The following is a 16,305-nucleotide window of genomic DNA, read 5'->3' on the forward strand; positions in this document are numbered from 1 at the left end:
GTCGCGTTGAAGCCGCCCAATAACAGCATGAGCCGGTAACGGCATACAGCGCCTGCGATAACCACCAATCCCGGCATTAGCGCGCAGGGACTAGCAAGAGTCATCCTGGCCCCCCGGCCCCGCACCTTACCCGGTCCTGTCAGGTCCGAACGATCGCAGCCCCGGAGCCGGGAAACCCGCGTCTACCGGAACCTATCGGGCGATGAGAACGGCGGGTGCGTGGTGGAGGACTGCAAGAGCAACCGATCCTAGGCTCTTATCGTCTCCCCCGTTACCGTTCGGGGCAACAACGATGAGGCGGCTGATTCCAGCGGCGTCGATCAGCGAGTCGGTGGCGTGCGCCTGGATGTGCACGAATTCGGATTCCACGTCCGGGAACTTCGCGGCGACTTCGTCGAAGCCTTTCTTGCTGAGTTCCACGGACTTGTCGATCTCCCCCTGTAACCAATCCTTGCGCGGACCGTCGGGAATATTGACAAGGCCGGCGGCGGAATGCTGGTGGGCACGAAGGCCCCGCACGCTCGTTCCGGCAGCTCGAGCATATCGGAAGGCGGCCTTGACGGCACGGAAGGAGTTTGCTTCGGGGCCGACGCCAACGGTGATGGGGCCATCCATGTCGTACTCGGCATCGCGAACAACAAACGTGGAGCAGTGAGCATTGGCCGCCACCTTCGTGGCGACAGACCCCACCAGCATGCGGTGGACGGCGCCCTGCCCACGGGCGCCAACGACGATGAGGTCTGCGTAAGCGCTTGCTTTAATGAGGCTCGGAGCGGACTCGCCCAGCACCCATTCAGTTTCAACGTCAAGGTCTGGGAACTTCTGGAGAACGGCATCCTTGGAGTCGACAAGGATCTTTTCGATCCGCTCTTTTTCCTCTTTCGGGGGTTCTGGGTCATAGGCCAGAATGGCGAACAGCGGCGAATAGGCTGACATGATCCGCAGGTGCTTGCCATAGCGGTCTGCGATACGAGCGGCTTCTAGGACGGCATAGCGCGCACGGATGGAGCCATCCGTGCCCACAATTATTGGTCGATCGTGAGGCACGCAAACCACTTTAACGCATCTGGCTCAATTGGCCGATGACGAGTTCTGCCAGGACCGTGTGCCACGATTTGGTCATGACCGCTTCCCGTGACCTACCTGGCCGCCTCGCCTCCCTGGTGGGCACCATTACTGCAGCGCCGGGTCCCGTTCACGTGGTCTGCTCCTCCCCCGTTCAACTGGACCTTATCGCCCGCGTGTGTCGGGAATCCGGAGCGCCCCTGTCAATTTACGGCGTTGCCGCCTACCGCAACTCAGCCGCCCGGGACGAGGTCTCCCGCGGAGCCACCAAGGGATTCCTGTACGCCGAGCCAAGCGGCCCCTCAAGCGCTCCCCTGGGCCCGACAAGTCACCAGCCATCGAACACTGGGACAGATCCCTTGAACGGGCGGGAAACAGCTACTCCGGATAGGTCAGGGGCCGCCGTTATTCGCGTTCGCGATATTCGCGATCAAAGCTCGGACCGGGTCCTGGTGGCACGAATCCGCACCATCGTCGAAGAGGAAACAGCCCGCGGCGTGGACTTACCCGCGCTTGGTGTGTGGCCGTCGGGAAGCCGGCTTTCCGCGCAGTCGCGGCTCCTGCCCGGCAAGGCTCTTGCGCACCTCGAGGCGCTCGGGCTCGGCGAAGATGTGGCAAAGGTTCTCAATGGGCCGGATGGGGATTTCCCGCCCGAGCTGCGTCCGGCCTGCCAGGATCTCCTGGGCTCATGGGGCCAGCTGTCTGGCAGGACCAGGATCGGTGCGGTCGTATCCGCACCGAGCACCGATCATCCGCGCCTCGTGAACCATCTTGCTTCGGGGATCGGCGTGATGCTGCGAGCTACGTATGCCGGGGAGCTTGCGGGTTTGCGGGATGCTCGAGGCCCGGAGAGTGCGGCGGAGCGGGTGCGGCGGATTGCGGGGCAGCTACGGCTCGACCCCAGTCTTGTTGATGTTCGGCTTATTGCCGGGCAACACGTTCTGCTGGTCGGTGACCGGTGGGTGGAGGGGTGGACAATAACGGTGGCCGGGCAACTCCTGCTGAGCGCCGGCGCCCTGTCCGTTCGCCCGTTTACTCTGAGTACCGGTATTCGATCGGCACGCCGTTGATGATGGTGCCGAACGTGGCGGGACCGTTCTCTGCGTGCTCTTCCGAGGCCGAATAGACAACCAGGCCGTCCCCGGTGCTATCCGGTTGGGCCTGGTAGTAGTCGGCGGAGCCGAAATGGCTCATGAAGCTGTAGGCAGCCGCGTTCACATCGGTGTCACCCGGGAGGACCTTCACGACAGCTTCGACACCGTACTCTTCGAGGAGGTCAACGACCCCTCCGGACTTCACGGGACTCGACACCCACACGGTGACGGCCTCGTCTTCGAAGCTATATCCGCGGTAGATCTCCTCAAACTTCTCGGAAGCGTCGAGTAGGGCGTAGTGCCTGTTGTCTTCGTTCAGGTACCAGGTGTACGCATTCGACCAGGGCATGTCGTACACCTCAATGTAGGTGGAGACTTCTTCTCGAACGTCGTCTTCGACAGCGAAACGCGGTTCGACTGAGCTTTCAAAGTTTACGTCATCCACATAGGAGGGTGACACAGAATCGATGCCGCCACCGATTGCTGTTAAGGCGGCTAGTGCCACACCCACTATCATGAACGCTCCACATCCAGCTCCTGAAATCTTATCGCAAGAGATCATATCAACGGGGTTACCAACGACGTCCAGTTCGTAACCTTATTGTTATGAACGCTCAATCGCTACACTTCGTCCCTGCGGACCAGGAGGGAGGTGCCGTGCGCGGGCAGGTCTTCCGCATTTGCAAAGGTCACAAGGGGTGTCGTGATGTCTGCGAGGGCCTCGCGAGAGTAGGTGACCTGCTGGACCGACTTTAAGAAAGCGTGCACACCAAGACCCGAGCTATAGCGCGCCGTCCCACCCGTGGGAAGCACATGATTCGACCCGGCAAGGTAGTCGCCGGCCGGAACGGGAGTGTAGTCGCCAAGGAAAATGGCTCCAGCATTATGCACCCGGGCAGCCACCTGTTCCACGTCGCGCGTGTGGATCTCCAGGTGCTCCGCGCCGTAGGCGTTCACCACTTCGAGGCCATCATCGATGTCGGCAACGAGCACGGTCCCCGACTGGGGTCCCGACAGAGCCGTACGCACGCGCTCCTCGTGCTTCGTGGCAGACACGAGTTCTTCAAGTTCGCGATCTACCGCGTCAGCCAGCTCAACCGAATCGGTGATGAGAACGGATGCTGCAGCCGGATCATGCTCGGCCTGAGACAGCAGATCGGCCGCTACGTAGCGCGGGTTCGCCGAATCATCGGCAAGAATAGCGATCTCGGTAGTTCCCGCCTCGGAGTCGATGCCAACGGTGCCATGAACGAGGCGCTTTGCGGCGGCCACGTAGATATTGCCCGGGCCCGTGATGACGTCAACGGGCTGGCAGCTACCTGCGCCGTAGGCGAACATGCCGATCGCGCCGGCGCCACCGGCCGCGTACACCTCGTCAATGCCGAGGAGCGCACACGCGGCAAGAATCGTCGGGTGCGGCAGGCCGCCGAAGGCGGTCTGGGCCGGGGAGGTCAATGCGATCGAGGGAACGCCAGCGACCTGTGCGGCAACGACATTCATGACGACCGACGATGGATAGACGGCAAGGCCGCCGGGCACGTAGAGGCCGACGCGGCGGATCGGGATCCAGCGCTGCGTGATGGTGCCGCCCGGGACGATGCTGACGGTCTTCTCCTCCGGCATCTGGCCTTCGTGGCCGGCACGCACGTGCTTGATTGACAGCTCGATGGCTTCGACAAGCTTCGGGTCCAGCTCGGCGAGAGCCTCGTCGATGGCCTGCTTGGGAACGGCAATGGTCTCGGGGCGGACACCGTCGAAACGCTCGGCCTGATCGAGGAGTGCCTGGTCGCCATGCTCGCGCACGTCGGCAACGAGCGGACGGACTGCCTCCAGGGCAGCATCGATGTCGATGGCGGCGCGGGGCAGCGAGTCGGTCAGGGAAGCGGAGTTAACACCGGTTCGGAAGTCGAGTCGAGACAGCATGCCCCCATTCTATTCCCCGACTGGCTCGTCCGCCTTCGCGTCCACTGTCTCGTTGGCCGCATCGCTCTCGTTCACCCCGGCGTCGGCCCTCTTGCTAGCGGTAGCGTCGATTGCCCCGCCCCATCGCCTATCCCTGCGAGCATAGGTTTCAATCGCATCCCACAGGTCGGTGCGGTCGATATCGGGCCAGGCCTTGTCGGAGATCACGATCTCGGCGTAGGCCGACTGCCACAGAAGGAAGTTTGAGAGCCTCTTCTCACCTCCCGATCTCCAAAACAAGTCGACGTCGCTCATGGGCTGATGAAGGTAAGAAGCAAAAGTTTCGGCGTTCACCTTCTTCGGGTTTAGCTTGCCGTCGGCGGCGTCCCGGGCAATAGCGGAAGCCGCGTCCACGATCTCGGAGCGTCCCCCGTAGTTCACGCACATGTTCACGATCAGGCCCGTATTGTTTTTGGTCATTTCTTCGGCGATCTCGAGCTCCTTAATCACGGAGCCCCAGAGCTTCGGCTTACGCCCGGACCAGCGCACGCGCACACCCCATTCGTTCAGGGTGTCGCGCTGACGGTGAATCACGTCCCGGTTGAAGCCCATGAGGAACCGGACCTCGGAGGGGCTTCGTGACCAGTTCTCGGTCGAGAAGGCATAGGCGGAGAGTTCTTTCACTCCCATTTCGATCGCACCCGCAATGACATCGAGGAGAACCGGTTCGCCGTTCTTGTGTCCCTCGGTGCGCGGCAGTCCCCGAGCGTTCGCCCACCGACCATTCCCATCCATGACGATTGCGACGTGGCTGGGAACAAGCTCTTTCGGGATCTGGGGCATGACTGCGCCCGGGAGCGGAGGCGGTTGGATCGGCATAGGGGTCCTAGATGTGGGAGAGGGATTTGATGCGGTGCTCGAGATGCCATTGGGCGTGCGCGGAGGCCAGGCTCTTCGTTTCGTGACGGGTGCCTTCCGTCTGTTCGTCGGCGCCGTCCCAGTCCCCCGCCAGTAGCGAATCCAGCAGGCCTATCGCGGCCCGCGAGGGTGCGGCAGATCCCGGGGGTCGGCACGCCATGCACACGGTGCCGCCCGCGGGAATCGAGAAAGCGTCGTGCGGGCCGTCGGCGCCGCAGGAGGCGCAGTCGCGGGTTGAGAGCTCGAAGCCGGCGATCGCCATGGCCCGGAGCAAATAGGCGGCAACAATAAGTTCGGGGCGGTGCTCGTTGTTGGCGAGCGAGTGGAGGGCGCCGTGGAGCAGGCGGTACTGGGCGGTGTCGGGAATACCCTCTTCGAGGACAAGCTTGTCAGCCGTTTCCAGGAGGACGGCACCGCAGGTGTACCGGTCGAAGTCCCAGGCTATTTCCGCACCGTAAGCGTGGATCGATTCGACCTGGGTTACAACATCGAGGGTTCGACCACGATAGAACAGAATGTCGGCGTGCGAGAACGGCTCCATTTTCGCGCCGAAGCGCGACTTGGTGCGGCGGACACCCTTGGCGACCGCCCGCACCTTGCCGTGGTTCTTCGTGAGCAGGGTGATGATCCTGTCGTGCTCTCCCAGCTTGTGGGTACGCACGACAATCCCTTCGTCACGGTAGGTCTTCACCAGATCATCTTATTCCAGGCCCCCCGCAGACGCACGAAGCGCCTGCCAGCGGCGGGTTCAACGACGTCTGAAAGACCGGCTTGGATTCGTTAGCGGCGGGTGCGGTTCAGGGCCGAGATGATCGACTTAAAGGACGCGGTCATGGTCGACGGGTCGATACCAACGCCCCAGAGAACCTGGTCATCGATTTCGGCCTCGACATAGGCCGCGGCCGTTGCGTCCCGGCCCTCCGACAGCGCGTGTTCCGCATAGTCGAGGACGTGGATGCGGTGGCCGAGCTGCTCAATTGCGGCAACGAATGCGTCGATCGGGCCGTTACCGGAGGTGGTGATCTCCCGGTCTTCACCGGACACGGAGATCGTGACGGTCAGGTGCGAGCGAGCGTCCTCATCGGTTGTCATGCTGGTGCCCCTAAGCGCGTACATGCCCCAGGGTTCCAGGCCGTCGACCTCGGAGGCCGGCAGGTATTCGTCGGCAAAAATGTGCCAGAGCTCGTCTGCCGTGACCTCGCCACCCGATGCATCGGTGTGGTTTTTGACGATCTGGGACAGTTCGATCTGTAGGCGACGGGGCAGGTCCAGGTTCTTCGTCGTCGACAGCAGGTAGGCGACGCCACCCTTGCCGGACTGGGAGTTGACGCGGACAACGGCCTCGTAGGTGCGACCGAGATCGGCGGGGTCGATCGGCAGGTAGGGCAGATCCCACGTGTCGTCGCCCGTCTCTTCAATCTTCTTGCGGCGCGCTTCGAAGCCCTTCTTGATGGCGTCCTGGTGGGAGCCGGAGAAGGAGGTGTAGACGAGGTCGCCGACGTAGGGCATGCGTGCGGGAGTTTCCATCCGAGTGCAGTGCTCGACGATCTTCTGGACCTCGTCGATGTTTGAAAAGTCGATTTGAGGGTCGATGCCCTGCGTGTACAGGTTGAGGCCCACGGTGACGAGGTCAACGTTGCCGGTGCGCTCGCCCTGCCCGAACAGGCAACCCTCGACACGGTCGGCTCCGGCCAGCATGGCCAGTTCCGAGGTGGCCACGCCGGTGCCGCGGTCGTTGTGGTTGTGGGCGGACAGGACCACGTGTTCGCGCCGCGACAGGTTCCTGCTCATCCACTCGATCTGGTCGGCGTATACGTTGGGGGTGGCACGCTCAACGGTGGAGGGCAGGTTGAGGATGATCTCGCGATCATCGGCCGGCTGCCAGATGTCCATGACCGCTTCGCAGACCTCGAGGGCAAAGTCGAGTTCGGTGTCGACAAAGATCTCGGGGGAATACTGGTAGCCGACGATGACGTCGTCATCCATGACCTTTTCCAGGTAGTCCATAACGTCGCGGGTGCCGTCAATGGCGAGCTGCTTCGTGGCTTCCTTGTCATTGCGGAACACGACGTTGCGGAAGACGGGTGCGGTCGCGTTGTACAGGTGGACCGTGGCCCGCGGGAAGCCTTCGAGAGTATCAATGGTCCGGTGAATAAGGTCGGTGCGGGCCTGGGTAAGAACGGAGACGGTGACGTCTTCGGGAACCGCGTCATTGTCGACGAGGGAACGGACGAAGTCCAGGTCGGTTTGGGAGGCGGCCGGGAAACCAATCTCGATTTCCTTGTATCCCATCTTCACGAGCAGATCGAACATGGCTCGTTTGCGGGCGGGATCCATGGGCTCAATGAGTGCCTGGTTGCCGTCCCTCAGGTCGGTCGAGAGCCAGCGGGGTGCCTTCGTGATGCGCTTGCCAGGCCACTGACGGTCCGGCAGGTCAACGGGGTTTGTGTCGAGGAAGGGCCGGTACTTGCCGAATGGCATGCCGGAGGTGCGTTGCTGATTATGTGGTCCGGAGGTTTTCACTGCTTTTCCTGCTCTGCTTGTCGAAGGACCGGCGCAAGCTAACTCCGCGGTGAGGGGCCGGTCTGATCAGGCCTCGCCGCGGCAACTAAGCAGGAGGTTACGCATAGCGTTAGTGTACGCCGATCCGCACGGAGTTAAGCAAGCAGGCGCGTCGCGTCCCGCTTGCCGTACTCTCATGCCGTTCAAGACAAACCTAGTTGGCGTCGTCGTATTCGGACGGGTTGTCCAGCTTGTGGAGATCGTCGGTTGTCACCAGTCGGGTGGCAACCGAGTGCTCGACGAGGCGGGCCCTGCGGTTCACGGCAAGCTTGCCGGGACCGCCGTGGAGTCCGCGGATGCCGTAGCGGGTGAGGCGTTCACAAATGTGGTCCAGCTTGCGGTTGAACCGCGTGATTGGCCATCCCAATCGGTCGGCGGCCTGCTGGGAGGACGGGATCGACGAGGTCGTGCCCCGGCCCGTGAGGACGGGCTCGGCAAGGGCAAGGATAAGAAGAATCTGGGACGGGGTGAGTTCGACGGGACCGATTGTCGTCTCCCCCGCGTCGTCCGTGTCGGCCACGTGGGAGGGCAGGTAGGCGGGCTCGTCGTTAAAGATCGTCATCTCGTACGTCGTCGGGCCCGCCGTGAACAGCAGAACGGTCTGGGGATAGACGAGAGGGAGCTTGGCGCCGGGTGCCAGGTAGGCCTGGGTTGCACCATCGTTATCGGCAAGAGTCGCGGACAGCCGGGAGCCAACGTTTTCGATCCAGTACATGCCGTCAACGAAGCTGATTGTCAGGAACCGGCGGTGCAGGTACTGGTTGTCATCGAGCTCGAGAGGTCCCTCGCGTCCGATGAGGAACGGCTCTTCCTTGTCGACTGTGTACCACTCGCCGACAAATTCGATTGATACGGTCATTGCCTAATCCTTCCCTCGTGTGGGGTCCATGCTAGCCGGAATGGCGCGTGCAACAACAACGGTCGCGTTATCGTGTCCTCCCATTTCTAGCGCAGCATCCACGAGAGCAGTCGCTATCTCGCTCGGGTCTTTATCGGCGTTTTCGCTGATAATCCAGGCAATATCCTCATCGTCGAGTTCGTCGGAGATCCCGTCGGAGCAGGCAATGAGGAGTTGTCCCCTTGCTTCGACGAGACGGAAGTCCGGCTGCGACGATACTGCGGTACCAATCGCGCGGGTCACGATGGACCGGCGGGGATCGATCCGCGCCTGGGCCTCGGTCAGCATTCCCGTTTCCATGAGCTCCTGGACAAGCGAATGATCGCAGGTGAGCTGTTGGAGAGAACCGTCCTCGAACGTGTACAGCCGCGAGTCTCCCACGTGGAAGATCAGCCAGCAGTCGCGGGCAGTTCCCCTGCCGAGAACGGCACCGACAACGGTGGTGCCGGATTCGCCGCCGTTCTTTTTCGCTCGCACCTTTGCGAGCTTCGTATCGGCCTTGGTGATGGCTACCTTGATTGCGGAGCGGGCTTCGGCGGTGGTGCCACCAAACGTGCAGTCTTCGAGGGCCGCAATCATAGTTTCAGCGGCGTAGTCACCTCGGTCGAGCCCTCCCATGCCGTCGGCAACGGCAATGACCGGGGCGGCGTCGAGGTAGCGGTCCTCCTGCTTGGTGCGCACGTGACCGACGGCGGTCGCATGCCCCGTCTCGATCGTCATGTTCTCCGCGTGCCACGCGGGACGCTTCTCTTTAACCTTGCTCATCATGTTCATAAGTTCTTCTGGCCTCAGCCCTGATTGATTATGTCAGAGCCGTCAAGAGGGACGGGTAGACGTTCCAGTAGGCAAGCGCCGCAAGCAGGGTGGCGAGACCGATGATGGCGGTGACGGTGACGGCATGGGCAATGCCCTTGAGCGGTCTGGCCCGCCACCAGGCATACAGTAGCCGGATCACCATCCCCGCCGCCAGTATCGCAACGCTCTGGCTCAGGAGCCAGCCCCCGCGAACTATGAACGCGTCTGTTTGGTACGACAGGGCGAGCTCCGCGACTTGCAGGATGTACCAAATAAACACCGCCCAGGCGGCAACCACCGTGAGCCCGGCCGTCACGAGCGGCCACCCGATTCCCTTGAGGGCGAGCAGCGGCTTCTTCTTGATTCTGATCTGGCCGATAAGACCGCCAAGGAAGCCAATAACGGTGAGTGCGAGACCGGCGATAAGGATGACGATCGCGGCGGTGCCGGATGCGTACCAGCGGGGCGAGCCCGGCTTTTCTGCCGTAAAGTTTTGCACCGGCTGATCCCCGGCAATCTGCGGGTAGGCGTTCGCCGTGGCCGGCAATCCGTTGATCCACCGGGACAGGTCCCGTCCAGCATCGGTCGACAGGACAAGGTCCCCCTCATCGTTTGTTATCCGCAGCCCGTGGTCGGCGTCCTCGTAGTAGCGGAGCGTATAGTTCGTGTTTCCGTTTTCCGCAAGGTCGGAAATGATGAGGTCTGCGCCCTGAATGACGGGCATGGAAAAGTCGCCGGTGCCGTACATGATGAGGACGGGCTGGTGGATCTGCTGCTGGTAGGGGCTCACGTCGAAGTCGATGTAGTCGAAGCCACCCGGTAGTTCCCCACCGATGAGGCGGGGAATGGCCTGGAGGATCTGCTCGGGAACGCCGAGCTTCCGCAGGTACGTGTCCGCGGCGAGCGCACCCTGCTGCCTAATGGGAAGCACGGGCCCCGACACGAGAATGACGAAACCAACGTTCGGTTCGTTCGCGGCAACGATGGGAGCGATGAATGCGCCCTCGGATTCGCCGTACACGCCCACCGAGAACGCGTCGATGCCGGGTTGCTCGATGAACCAGTCCCACTGGTTCTCGTACGCATCCGCCAAATCCATGTAGTTCCTGGCCGTCACCGAATAGGAGTCGAGCGGCTTATCGCCCACGAGGGTGGCGATCCCCGCAGAGGCCAGCGTCGTGGCGTGCTGGCGGAACGCCGTATGCATATGGGTGCCGGTGCCGTGCATGAAGATAACCCCGGGGACGGGGTGGTCGACACCGACGGGTGTGCGAAGCGTTGCCTGGATTGTTTGACCGTCGTCGAGTTCGATGTCGACGATTATTTCTTCGACCTCGTAGGTGCGAGGCGGGGTTGTGATTGCGTTGGAGCCGATTGTCGTGTCGGCCGTGACGGGAACGATTTGGTTCAAATATGGGTCCGGGTTCCAGCCGGGACCCGCAATCGTCCCCCACATGCCGAGGATGAGAACGAGAATGATGGTCCCCGTTGTCCTCGGATGCCGCACGTCCTTCTTCATCAGAACCCGAGTCTACGCAAGAGCTTCGGGTCCCTCTGCCACTCCTTGGCTACGCGTACGTGAATGTCGAGATACACCCGGCACGCCAACAGCTTCTCGATCTCCTCGCGGGCCGCCTTCCCAACCTCTTTGAGCCGGGCACCCTTCGCTCCGATCACGATTCCCTTTTGGGAGCTGCGCTCCACGTACAGGTCGGCATGGATATCGATCAGCGGCGGGCGCTTGTCCCCCGGCTTCTGGGGCCGCTCGTTCATTTCCTCAACGAGAACCGCAATGGAGTGCGGAAGCTCGTCCCGAACGCCTTCGAGAGCGGCTTCGCGAATAAGCTCGGCCACAACAATCCGCTCGGGCTCCTGAATCTCCTCACCCTCCGGGTAGAGGATCGGAGACTCCTCCATGAGTCCCACGAGCAGGTCCGCGAGGTATTCGACGTTATCGCCCGTCGTCGCGCTGACGGGAACGATTTCCTGGAAGTCGGCAAACTCGGCCACCTCGGCCAGGTGCAAAGCGAGCTGCTCTTTGGGCACCAGGTCGGCCTTCGTGACAACCGCTATAACGGGGGTGCGGGACTTCTTGATCTCTTCGAGCAGGTAAGCATCGCCCGGTCCCAGCTTGTCGTTCGCGGGCAGGCACAGGGCTACCAGATCGACATCACCCAGGGTTTCGCGCACGAGATCGTTGAGCCGCTCGCCGAGCAGCGTGCGCGGCCGGTGCATGCCGGGGGTGTCGACGAGGATGACCTGGCCGCCTTCCCGGTTCACGATTCCGCGGATGACGCGGCGGGTGGTTTGGGGCCGAGCCGAGGTGATCGCTACCTTTTCGCCGACAAGCGCGTTCGTCAGGGTGGACTTCCCTGCGTTGGGCCTACCAACGAGGCTTACGAAGCCTGCTCGTGTCATGATTCCTCCACCCTGGCAATCACGGTCGCCAGCCTCTTTCGTCGTCCTTCAAACCGTTCGGCTTGAAGGTGCAGGCCTAGAATATCTGTCTTCGACCCGGAGATTGGAATCAGGCCCAGTCCCTTGGCTAGCAGGCCGCCCGCCGTATCAACGTCGTCGTCCTCAATCTCGAGGCCAAACAGTTCGCCAAGCTCGTCGATCGGGAGGCGCGCCGGCACCCGGTAGACGCCCTCTTCCAGCATTTCCACTTCGGGTGCCGCATGGTCGTGCTCGTCAACCATTTCACCGACGAGCTCCTCGAGGAGGTCTTCGATGGTGACGAGGCCGGCGATACCGCCGTATTCGTCGACAACGAGTGCCATGTGGAACGCATCCGCCTGCATGTCGTGCAGCACGTCGTCGACCGGCTTCATTTCGGGAACGAACACGGCTTCCCTCATGACATCCCCGACGGTGAGTTCATCCGTGTCGAAACGGCGGTGCGTTCGTCGCATGATGTCTTTGACGTAGAGAACGCCAGCAACGTCGTCGACGGTGTCTTCGATAACGGGGATACGGGAGTATCCGGAGCGGACGAACAGGGACACGGCTTTCTCAAGCGTTGTATCTTTTTGAATGGTGATCATGTCGGTGCGGGGCACCATGACCTCGCGGACCATCGTGTCTCTCATGTCAATCACCGACTGGAGGAGAATGCGTTCGTCGTCTTCGAGTTCGTCCGACTCGCTCATTCTTTCCATCATGACCGACAGGTCATCATCACCATTCTCGTCCTCGTCCTTCTTCACGAAGGGCCGGAACGCCCACGTGGCCCACAGCAGCGGCGCCGAGAAGAAGCTGAGGGTGCGCACCGGGTGAGCATTGCCAAGCCTGCGGGGCGAGAACAGCCCCATGAGGGCAGCAACCAGCAGTGCCACAACGACAACGGCGAGAACAACCTGCCACCAGGCGCCCAGGAAGTCCGCCGCCAGCAGTGCGAGGACGGCACCCGCCACGATGTCTGAGATTGCCCGCAGGGAGTTCAAAGCCGCACGTGCGGCCGACCTCGAGTCGACGATTGCGGCAACCCGGGCTCCCCCGCGCTTGCCGGATGCCATGGCGTCGGCAGCTTCGGTGCGCGTGATTCGTGACAGCGCGGCGTCGGCCGCGGATGCACAGACCTCGATGAGGAAAAGTATGAGGACGGTGACGATAAGAGGTCCGACAGGGACCTCGTCGATCATGGGGGTCATTGACGTGTGGCGAGGAAGTTCAGTAGCAGCTTGCGTTGCAGGCCGAACATCTCCCTCTCCTCCTCGGGTGTTGCATGGTCGTATCCGAGTACGTGGAGGATCCCGTGCGTCACGAGAAGAAGCACCTCTTCAATGGTTGCGTGGCCGGCCACCTTCGCCTGCTCGGCAGCAACCGCGGGGCACACAACGACATCGCCGAGAAGCCCTTCGACGGGTTCGTGGCCCGCGGGGGCGGGACGGACCTCGTCCATGGGGAACGACAGCACGTCGGTCGGGCCTTCTTCGTCCATCCACTTCACGTGCAGATCGGACATGGTGGCCTCATCAACGAGCATGACGGTGAGGTCGGATGCTGGGTGGATCCTCATCTCGTCCAGCACGTACCGTGCCAGCCGGGAGATCTCCTCCCCATCGAGCACCGGCTCATAACCGGACTCGTCCGCGTATTCGATCAACGCCGCCTCCTGTTATTGTTCTGCTGGGGCGGGTTCTCCGCACCCCAGCGTTCGTAAGCATCAATGATTTCCCCAACGAGCCGGTGGCGAACAACGTCGGCACTCGACAGGCGCGCAAAAGCCAGCCCGTCAATGTCGGTGAGGATATTGCGGACCACCTTGAGGCCGGAAACGGTTCCTCCCGGCAGGTCCACCTGCGTCACGTCGCCCGTGACAACAGCCTTGGATCCAAAGCCGAGCCGCGTGAGGAACATCTTCATCTGCTCCGGCGTCGTATTCTGCGCCTCATCCAAAATAATGAACGCATCGTTGAGCGTGCGGCCACGCATGTAGGCAAGCGGGGCAACCTCGATAGTTCCCGCCGCCATGAGCTTCGGAATCGCTTCCGGGTCCAGCATGTCGTGCAACGCGTCGTAGAGGGGCCGCAGGTACGGGTCGATCTTGTCGTTGAGCGTGCCGGGCAAGAATCCCAGCGACTCCCCCGCCTCCACCGCGGGCCTCGTCAGCACGATCCGGGACACCTGCCGGGTCTGCAAAGCAACCACGGCCTTCGCCATCGCCAGATACGTCTTGCCGGTACCGGCCGGACCGATACCGAACACGACCGTGTTCTCGTCGATCGCGTCAACGTATTCTTTCTGCCCAACGGTCTTCGGGCGGATCGTCTTGCCGCGGTTGGACAGAATGTCGGTCGTCAGCACATCCGTTGGCGTGGACAAGCCGTCCTTCGTGATGGTGACCGCCCGGTCGACTGCGTCGACCGTCAGGGGCGTTCCGCCGCGGACAACCTCGATGAGTTCGGAGATGAGCGAGGACGCGAGTTCAACGGGCCCTTCATCGCCCGTAATGGTGATCTCGCGTTCGCGTACATGAATGAGTGCGGGAGCTAGCCCCCTTTCAAGGGCCCGAAGGACCTCGTCTCGGTGGCCAAGGAGATTGATCAGTGGAACATCGTCGGGTACGTTGAGAACTTTCGTCACGCTTTACCTTCCTGCCGTGCGATCATTCTAGCCCCATGCACCCGACCTCACCTGCAACACGGTCGCGGCAACTGCACCGGCCGTTCCCGACCGCAGAACCGACGGACCCAAGACAACCGGCTCACCACCGGCGGATACCAGCAGTTCAAGCTCCGCTTCGCTGATTCCGCCCTCGGGCCCCACGATGATCCACGCGGGACCGCCCGCAACATCTACTCCAGCAAGCCCCGTCTCGGCGCTCTCGTGGCAGATAAAGATCCGGGTGCCGCTACTCGTGGATTCCCGCACTCGCTCAGCCAACTGCTTCGTTGTCGCAACGGAACTGACCTTCGGCAGGAATGCTTGCCGGGACTGCTTCATGGCGGCACGGGCTACCTGCCGCCACTTGGCCACGCCCTTATCGGCCTTCTGCCCCGACCATCGCACGATCGAACGATCGGCCTGCCACGGCACGATGCCGAGCACGCCAATCTCAACCGCGGATTCAATGGCCGATTCGTCGCGCCCGCCCTTGGCGAGCGCCTGAACGAGAGTCAGCCGGGAGACCGGCTCGGCCTCGACAACCGACTCCACGACGGTTCCCGACAGCAGGGATGGGCTGGACTGCGTCACCCGGACGGTGACGCGGAGCCCCCCGCCGTCGACGACGTCGATGCGTTCGCCGATCTCGGTGCGCTTGACGTGGGCGTGCTTTGCTTCATCGCCCTCGAGAACAAGGGTGTCCCCAAGATGATGGGCCTTACCGCGCAGGCCCTCGTCAAGATAGACGGGAAGGGTCACTTGAAGCGTTCCCTGAAGCGGGAAAACATCGAGGAGTTTTCGGAAACCAGCTTCGCCTCGGGTGCGTTCTCACCGCGGATCTCGGCAAGCTCCTTGAGGAGCTCCTTCTCCCTGCCGGAGAGCTTCGTCGGGGTGATGACATGAACATTGATGACCAGGTCGCCACGGTCGGAGCGGTGGAGCCTGCCCACGCCCTTGCCGCGCACGCGGAGCGACACGCCACCGGACGTACCCGGCTCGATCGTGATCTCCTCGGGGCCGTCGAACGATTCGATGTTCATGGTCGTGCCAAGGGCAGCCGCGGTCATGGGGATCTCAAGTTCGCACACGAGGTCGTCGCCCTGGCGGGTGAACTCCGGGTGGTCGGCTACGTGCACCTCGATAAACAGGTCGCCCTGGGGGCCGCCGGCCGGGCCAACTTCGCCCTTGCCCGACATGCGAATCCGCATGCCATCATCAATACCCGCGGGGATGTTGACGTTCAGGGTCTGCTGGGCGCGCACCCGGCCCTCTCCGGCGCAGTCGAGGCAGGGATCGGTGATAACCGTGCCGTGGCCCTGGCACACACCGCACGAGGTGGTGGACATGACCTGGCCGAGGAACGAGTTGGTGACCTTGCGGACCGAACCGGAACCGCCACAGGCCGAACAGGTTGTGGGTGCACTGCCTTCGCGGGAGCACGTGCCATTGCACGTGCCGCAGCGAACAGCCGTCTCGATGGTGATGTCGGTTTCGACGCCAAACACGGCGTCCTTGAGCTCGATCTCGACGGGGACAAGTGCGTCTTGGCCCCGCCTGCCGCGCGGCACGGGGCCGCGTGCGGCAGTGGAACCGCCGAAGAACGTGTCGAAGATGTCCTGGAAGGCACCGCCGAAGCCGGCTGCTCCCGCTCCCCCGTTACGGAGGGCGCTTTCGCCTCCCATGTCGTACAGTCGCCGCTTCTCATCGTTGGAGAGGACCTCGTACGCGGCAGTCACCTCTTTGAACTCGTCAGCCTTGTCGGGCCCGGCAACGTCCGGGTGAAGGGTTCGAGCCTTCTTGCGGTAGGCCCGCTTGATCTCGTCCTGGGAGGCGCTCCTGGAAACGCCGAGAATGTCGTAGTAGTCAGCCACTAACGCCGGTTCTTTCTCATCGTGAATTACTTGGTCTTCGCAATCGCTTTAGTCAATCGTTCGCAATCGCTTCGGTCAAATCTGCTTCGTCAAA

The 16,305-nt window shown here is 62.3% G+C and carries 15 protein-coding genes and 1 pseudogene; 1 reads left to right on the forward strand and 15 read right to left on the reverse strand.

Annotated features, from left to right (window positions below; all coding sequences use genetic code 11):
* Positions 1-192: 192 nt before the first annotated feature.
* Positions 193-1,047, reverse strand: a complete 855-nt coding sequence (locus EJ997_RS04455; protein WP_164719786.1) for a universal stress protein — start codon at positions 1,045-1,047, stop codon at positions 193-195.
* A 74-nt stretch (positions 1,048-1,121) separates the two neighbouring features.
* On the opposite strand from EJ997_RS04455, the gene EJ997_RS04460 reads away from it, so the two are divergent.
* Positions 1,122-2,135 (forward strand): hypothetical protein, encoded by a 1,014-nt coding sequence (locus EJ997_RS04460; RefSeq protein ID WP_126703514.1) that lies wholly within the window; start codon positions 1,122-1,124, stop codon positions 2,133-2,135.
* Here EJ997_RS04460 and EJ997_RS04465 read toward each other — a convergent pair.
* The 14 genes and pseudogenes from EJ997_RS04465 to dnaJ all read right to left on the reverse strand — a co-directional run bounded on the left by EJ997_RS04465 (position 2,098) and on the right by dnaJ (position 16,211).
* Complete coding sequence (locus EJ997_RS04465; protein WP_126703515.1) at positions 2,098-2,664, reverse strand: hypothetical protein; 567 nt, start codon at positions 2,662-2,664, stop codon at positions 2,098-2,100. The genes EJ997_RS04460 and EJ997_RS04465 overlap by 38 nt on opposite strands.
* 116 nt (positions 2,665-2,780) lie before the next feature.
* The gene (hisD, locus tag EJ997_RS04470) at positions 2,781-4,082 is read right to left on the reverse strand and encodes a histidinol dehydrogenase (RefSeq protein WP_126703516.1); all 1,302 of its coding nucleotides are present in this window, start codon (positions 4,080-4,082) and stop codon (positions 2,781-2,783) included.
* A gap of 9 nt (positions 4,083-4,091) precedes the next feature.
* Entirely contained in the window at positions 4,092-4,940 is an 849-nt protein-coding gene (locus tag EJ997_RS04475; RefSeq protein ID WP_126703517.1) for an isoprenyl transferase, read from the reverse strand.
* 7 nt (positions 4,941-4,947) lie between these two features.
* Positions 4,948-5,670 (reverse strand): DNA repair protein RecO, encoded by a 723-nt coding sequence (gene recO / locus EJ997_RS04480; protein WP_206501821.1) that lies wholly within the window; start codon positions 5,668-5,670, stop codon positions 4,948-4,950.
* A gap of 89 nt (positions 5,671-5,759) precedes the next feature.
* Positions 5,760-7,460, reverse strand: a complete 1,701-nt coding sequence (gene leuA, locus EJ997_RS04485) for a 2-isopropylmalate synthase (protein WP_126704939.1) — start codon at positions 7,458-7,460, stop codon at positions 5,760-5,762.
* A gap of 235 nt (positions 7,461-7,695) precedes the next feature.
* Positions 7,696-8,400, reverse strand: coding sequence for a hypothetical protein (locus tag EJ997_RS04490; protein WP_126703519.1), 705 nt, complete (start codon positions 8,398-8,400; stop codon positions 7,696-7,698).
* Positions 8,401-8,403: 3 nt separating this feature from the next.
* The gene (locus EJ997_RS04495) at positions 8,404-9,213 is read right to left on the reverse strand and encodes a PP2C family protein-serine/threonine phosphatase (protein WP_126703520.1); all 810 of its coding nucleotides are present in this window, start codon (positions 9,211-9,213) and stop codon (positions 8,404-8,406) included.
* 28 nt (positions 9,214-9,241) lie between these two features.
* Positions 9,242-10,753, reverse strand: coding sequence for an alpha/beta hydrolase family protein (locus tag EJ997_RS04500; protein ID WP_126703521.1), 1,512 nt, complete (start codon positions 10,751-10,753; stop codon positions 9,242-9,244).
* A pseudogene (era, locus tag EJ997_RS04505) lies at positions 10,753-11,646 on the reverse strand (GTPase Era); the annotation flags it as partial. The gene EJ997_RS04500 and the pseudogene era, both read right to left, overlap by 1 nt.
* 2 nt (positions 11,647-11,648) lie before the next feature.
* Complete coding sequence (locus tag EJ997_RS04510) at positions 11,649-12,884, reverse strand: hemolysin family protein (protein WP_126703523.1); 1,236 nt, start codon at positions 12,882-12,884, stop codon at positions 11,649-11,651.
* On the reverse strand, positions 12,881-13,339 hold the full coding sequence (gene ybeY, locus EJ997_RS04515; protein WP_126703524.1) for an rRNA maturation RNase YbeY: 459 nt from the start codon (positions 13,337-13,339) through the stop codon (positions 12,881-12,883). Before ybeY ends, EJ997_RS04510 begins: the two co-directional genes overlap by 4 nt.
* Complete coding sequence (locus tag EJ997_RS04520) at positions 13,336-14,319, reverse strand: PhoH family protein (protein WP_126703525.1); 984 nt, start codon at positions 14,317-14,319, stop codon at positions 13,336-13,338. Before EJ997_RS04520 ends, ybeY begins: the two co-directional genes overlap by 4 nt.
* Before the next feature lie 27 nt (positions 14,320-14,346).
* Positions 14,347-15,099 carry a 16S rRNA (uracil(1498)-N(3))-methyltransferase gene (locus EJ997_RS04525; RefSeq protein WP_126703526.1) on the reverse strand — a complete coding sequence of 251 codons (753 nt, stop codon included), beginning with the start codon at positions 15,097-15,099 and terminating at the stop codon, positions 14,347-14,349.
* Positions 15,096-16,211, reverse strand: a complete 1,116-nt coding sequence (gene dnaJ / locus EJ997_RS04530; protein ID WP_126703527.1) for a molecular chaperone DnaJ — start codon at positions 16,209-16,211, stop codon at positions 15,096-15,098. Before dnaJ ends, EJ997_RS04525 begins: the two co-directional genes overlap by 4 nt.
* Positions 16,212-16,305: the final 94 nt, after the last annotated feature.

Source organism: Flaviflexus ciconiae, from assembly GCF_003971195.1.
Classification (GTDB): domain Bacteria; phylum Actinomycetota; class Actinomycetes; order Actinomycetales; family Actinomycetaceae; genus Flaviflexus; species Flaviflexus ciconiae.

Bases quoted from the DNA above. Each gene is read 5' to 3' on its own strand.
- EJ997_RS04510 (WP_126703523.1), bottom strand. From the start codon at position 12,884: ATGACCCCCATGATCGACGAGGTCCCTGTCGGACCTCTTATCGTCACC.
- EJ997_RS04460 (WP_126703514.1), top strand. From the start codon at position 1,122: ATGACCGCTTCCCGTGACCTACCTGGCCGCCTCGCCTCCCTGGTGGGC.
- EJ997_RS04500 (WP_126703521.1), bottom strand. From the start codon at position 10,753: ATGAAGAAGGACGTGCGGCATCCGAGGACAACGGGGACCATCATTCTC.
- EJ997_RS04495 (WP_126703520.1), bottom strand. From the start codon at position 9,213: ATGAACATGATGAGCAAGGTTAAAGAGAAGCGTCCCGCGTGGCACGCG.
- hisD (WP_126703516.1), bottom strand. From the start codon at position 4,082: ATGCTGTCTCGACTCGACTTCCGAACCGGTGTTAACTCCGCTTCCCTG.
- leuA (WP_126704939.1), bottom strand. From the start codon at position 7,460: ATGCCATTCGGCAAGTACCGGCCCTTCCTCGACACAAACCCCGTTGAC.
- EJ997_RS04475 (WP_126703517.1), bottom strand. From the start codon at position 4,940: ATGCCGATCCAACCGCCTCCGCTCCCGGGCGCAGTCATGCCCCAGATC.
- EJ997_RS04490 (WP_126703519.1), bottom strand. From the start codon at position 8,400: ATGACCGTATCAATCGAATTTGTCGGCGAGTGGTACACAGTCGACAAG.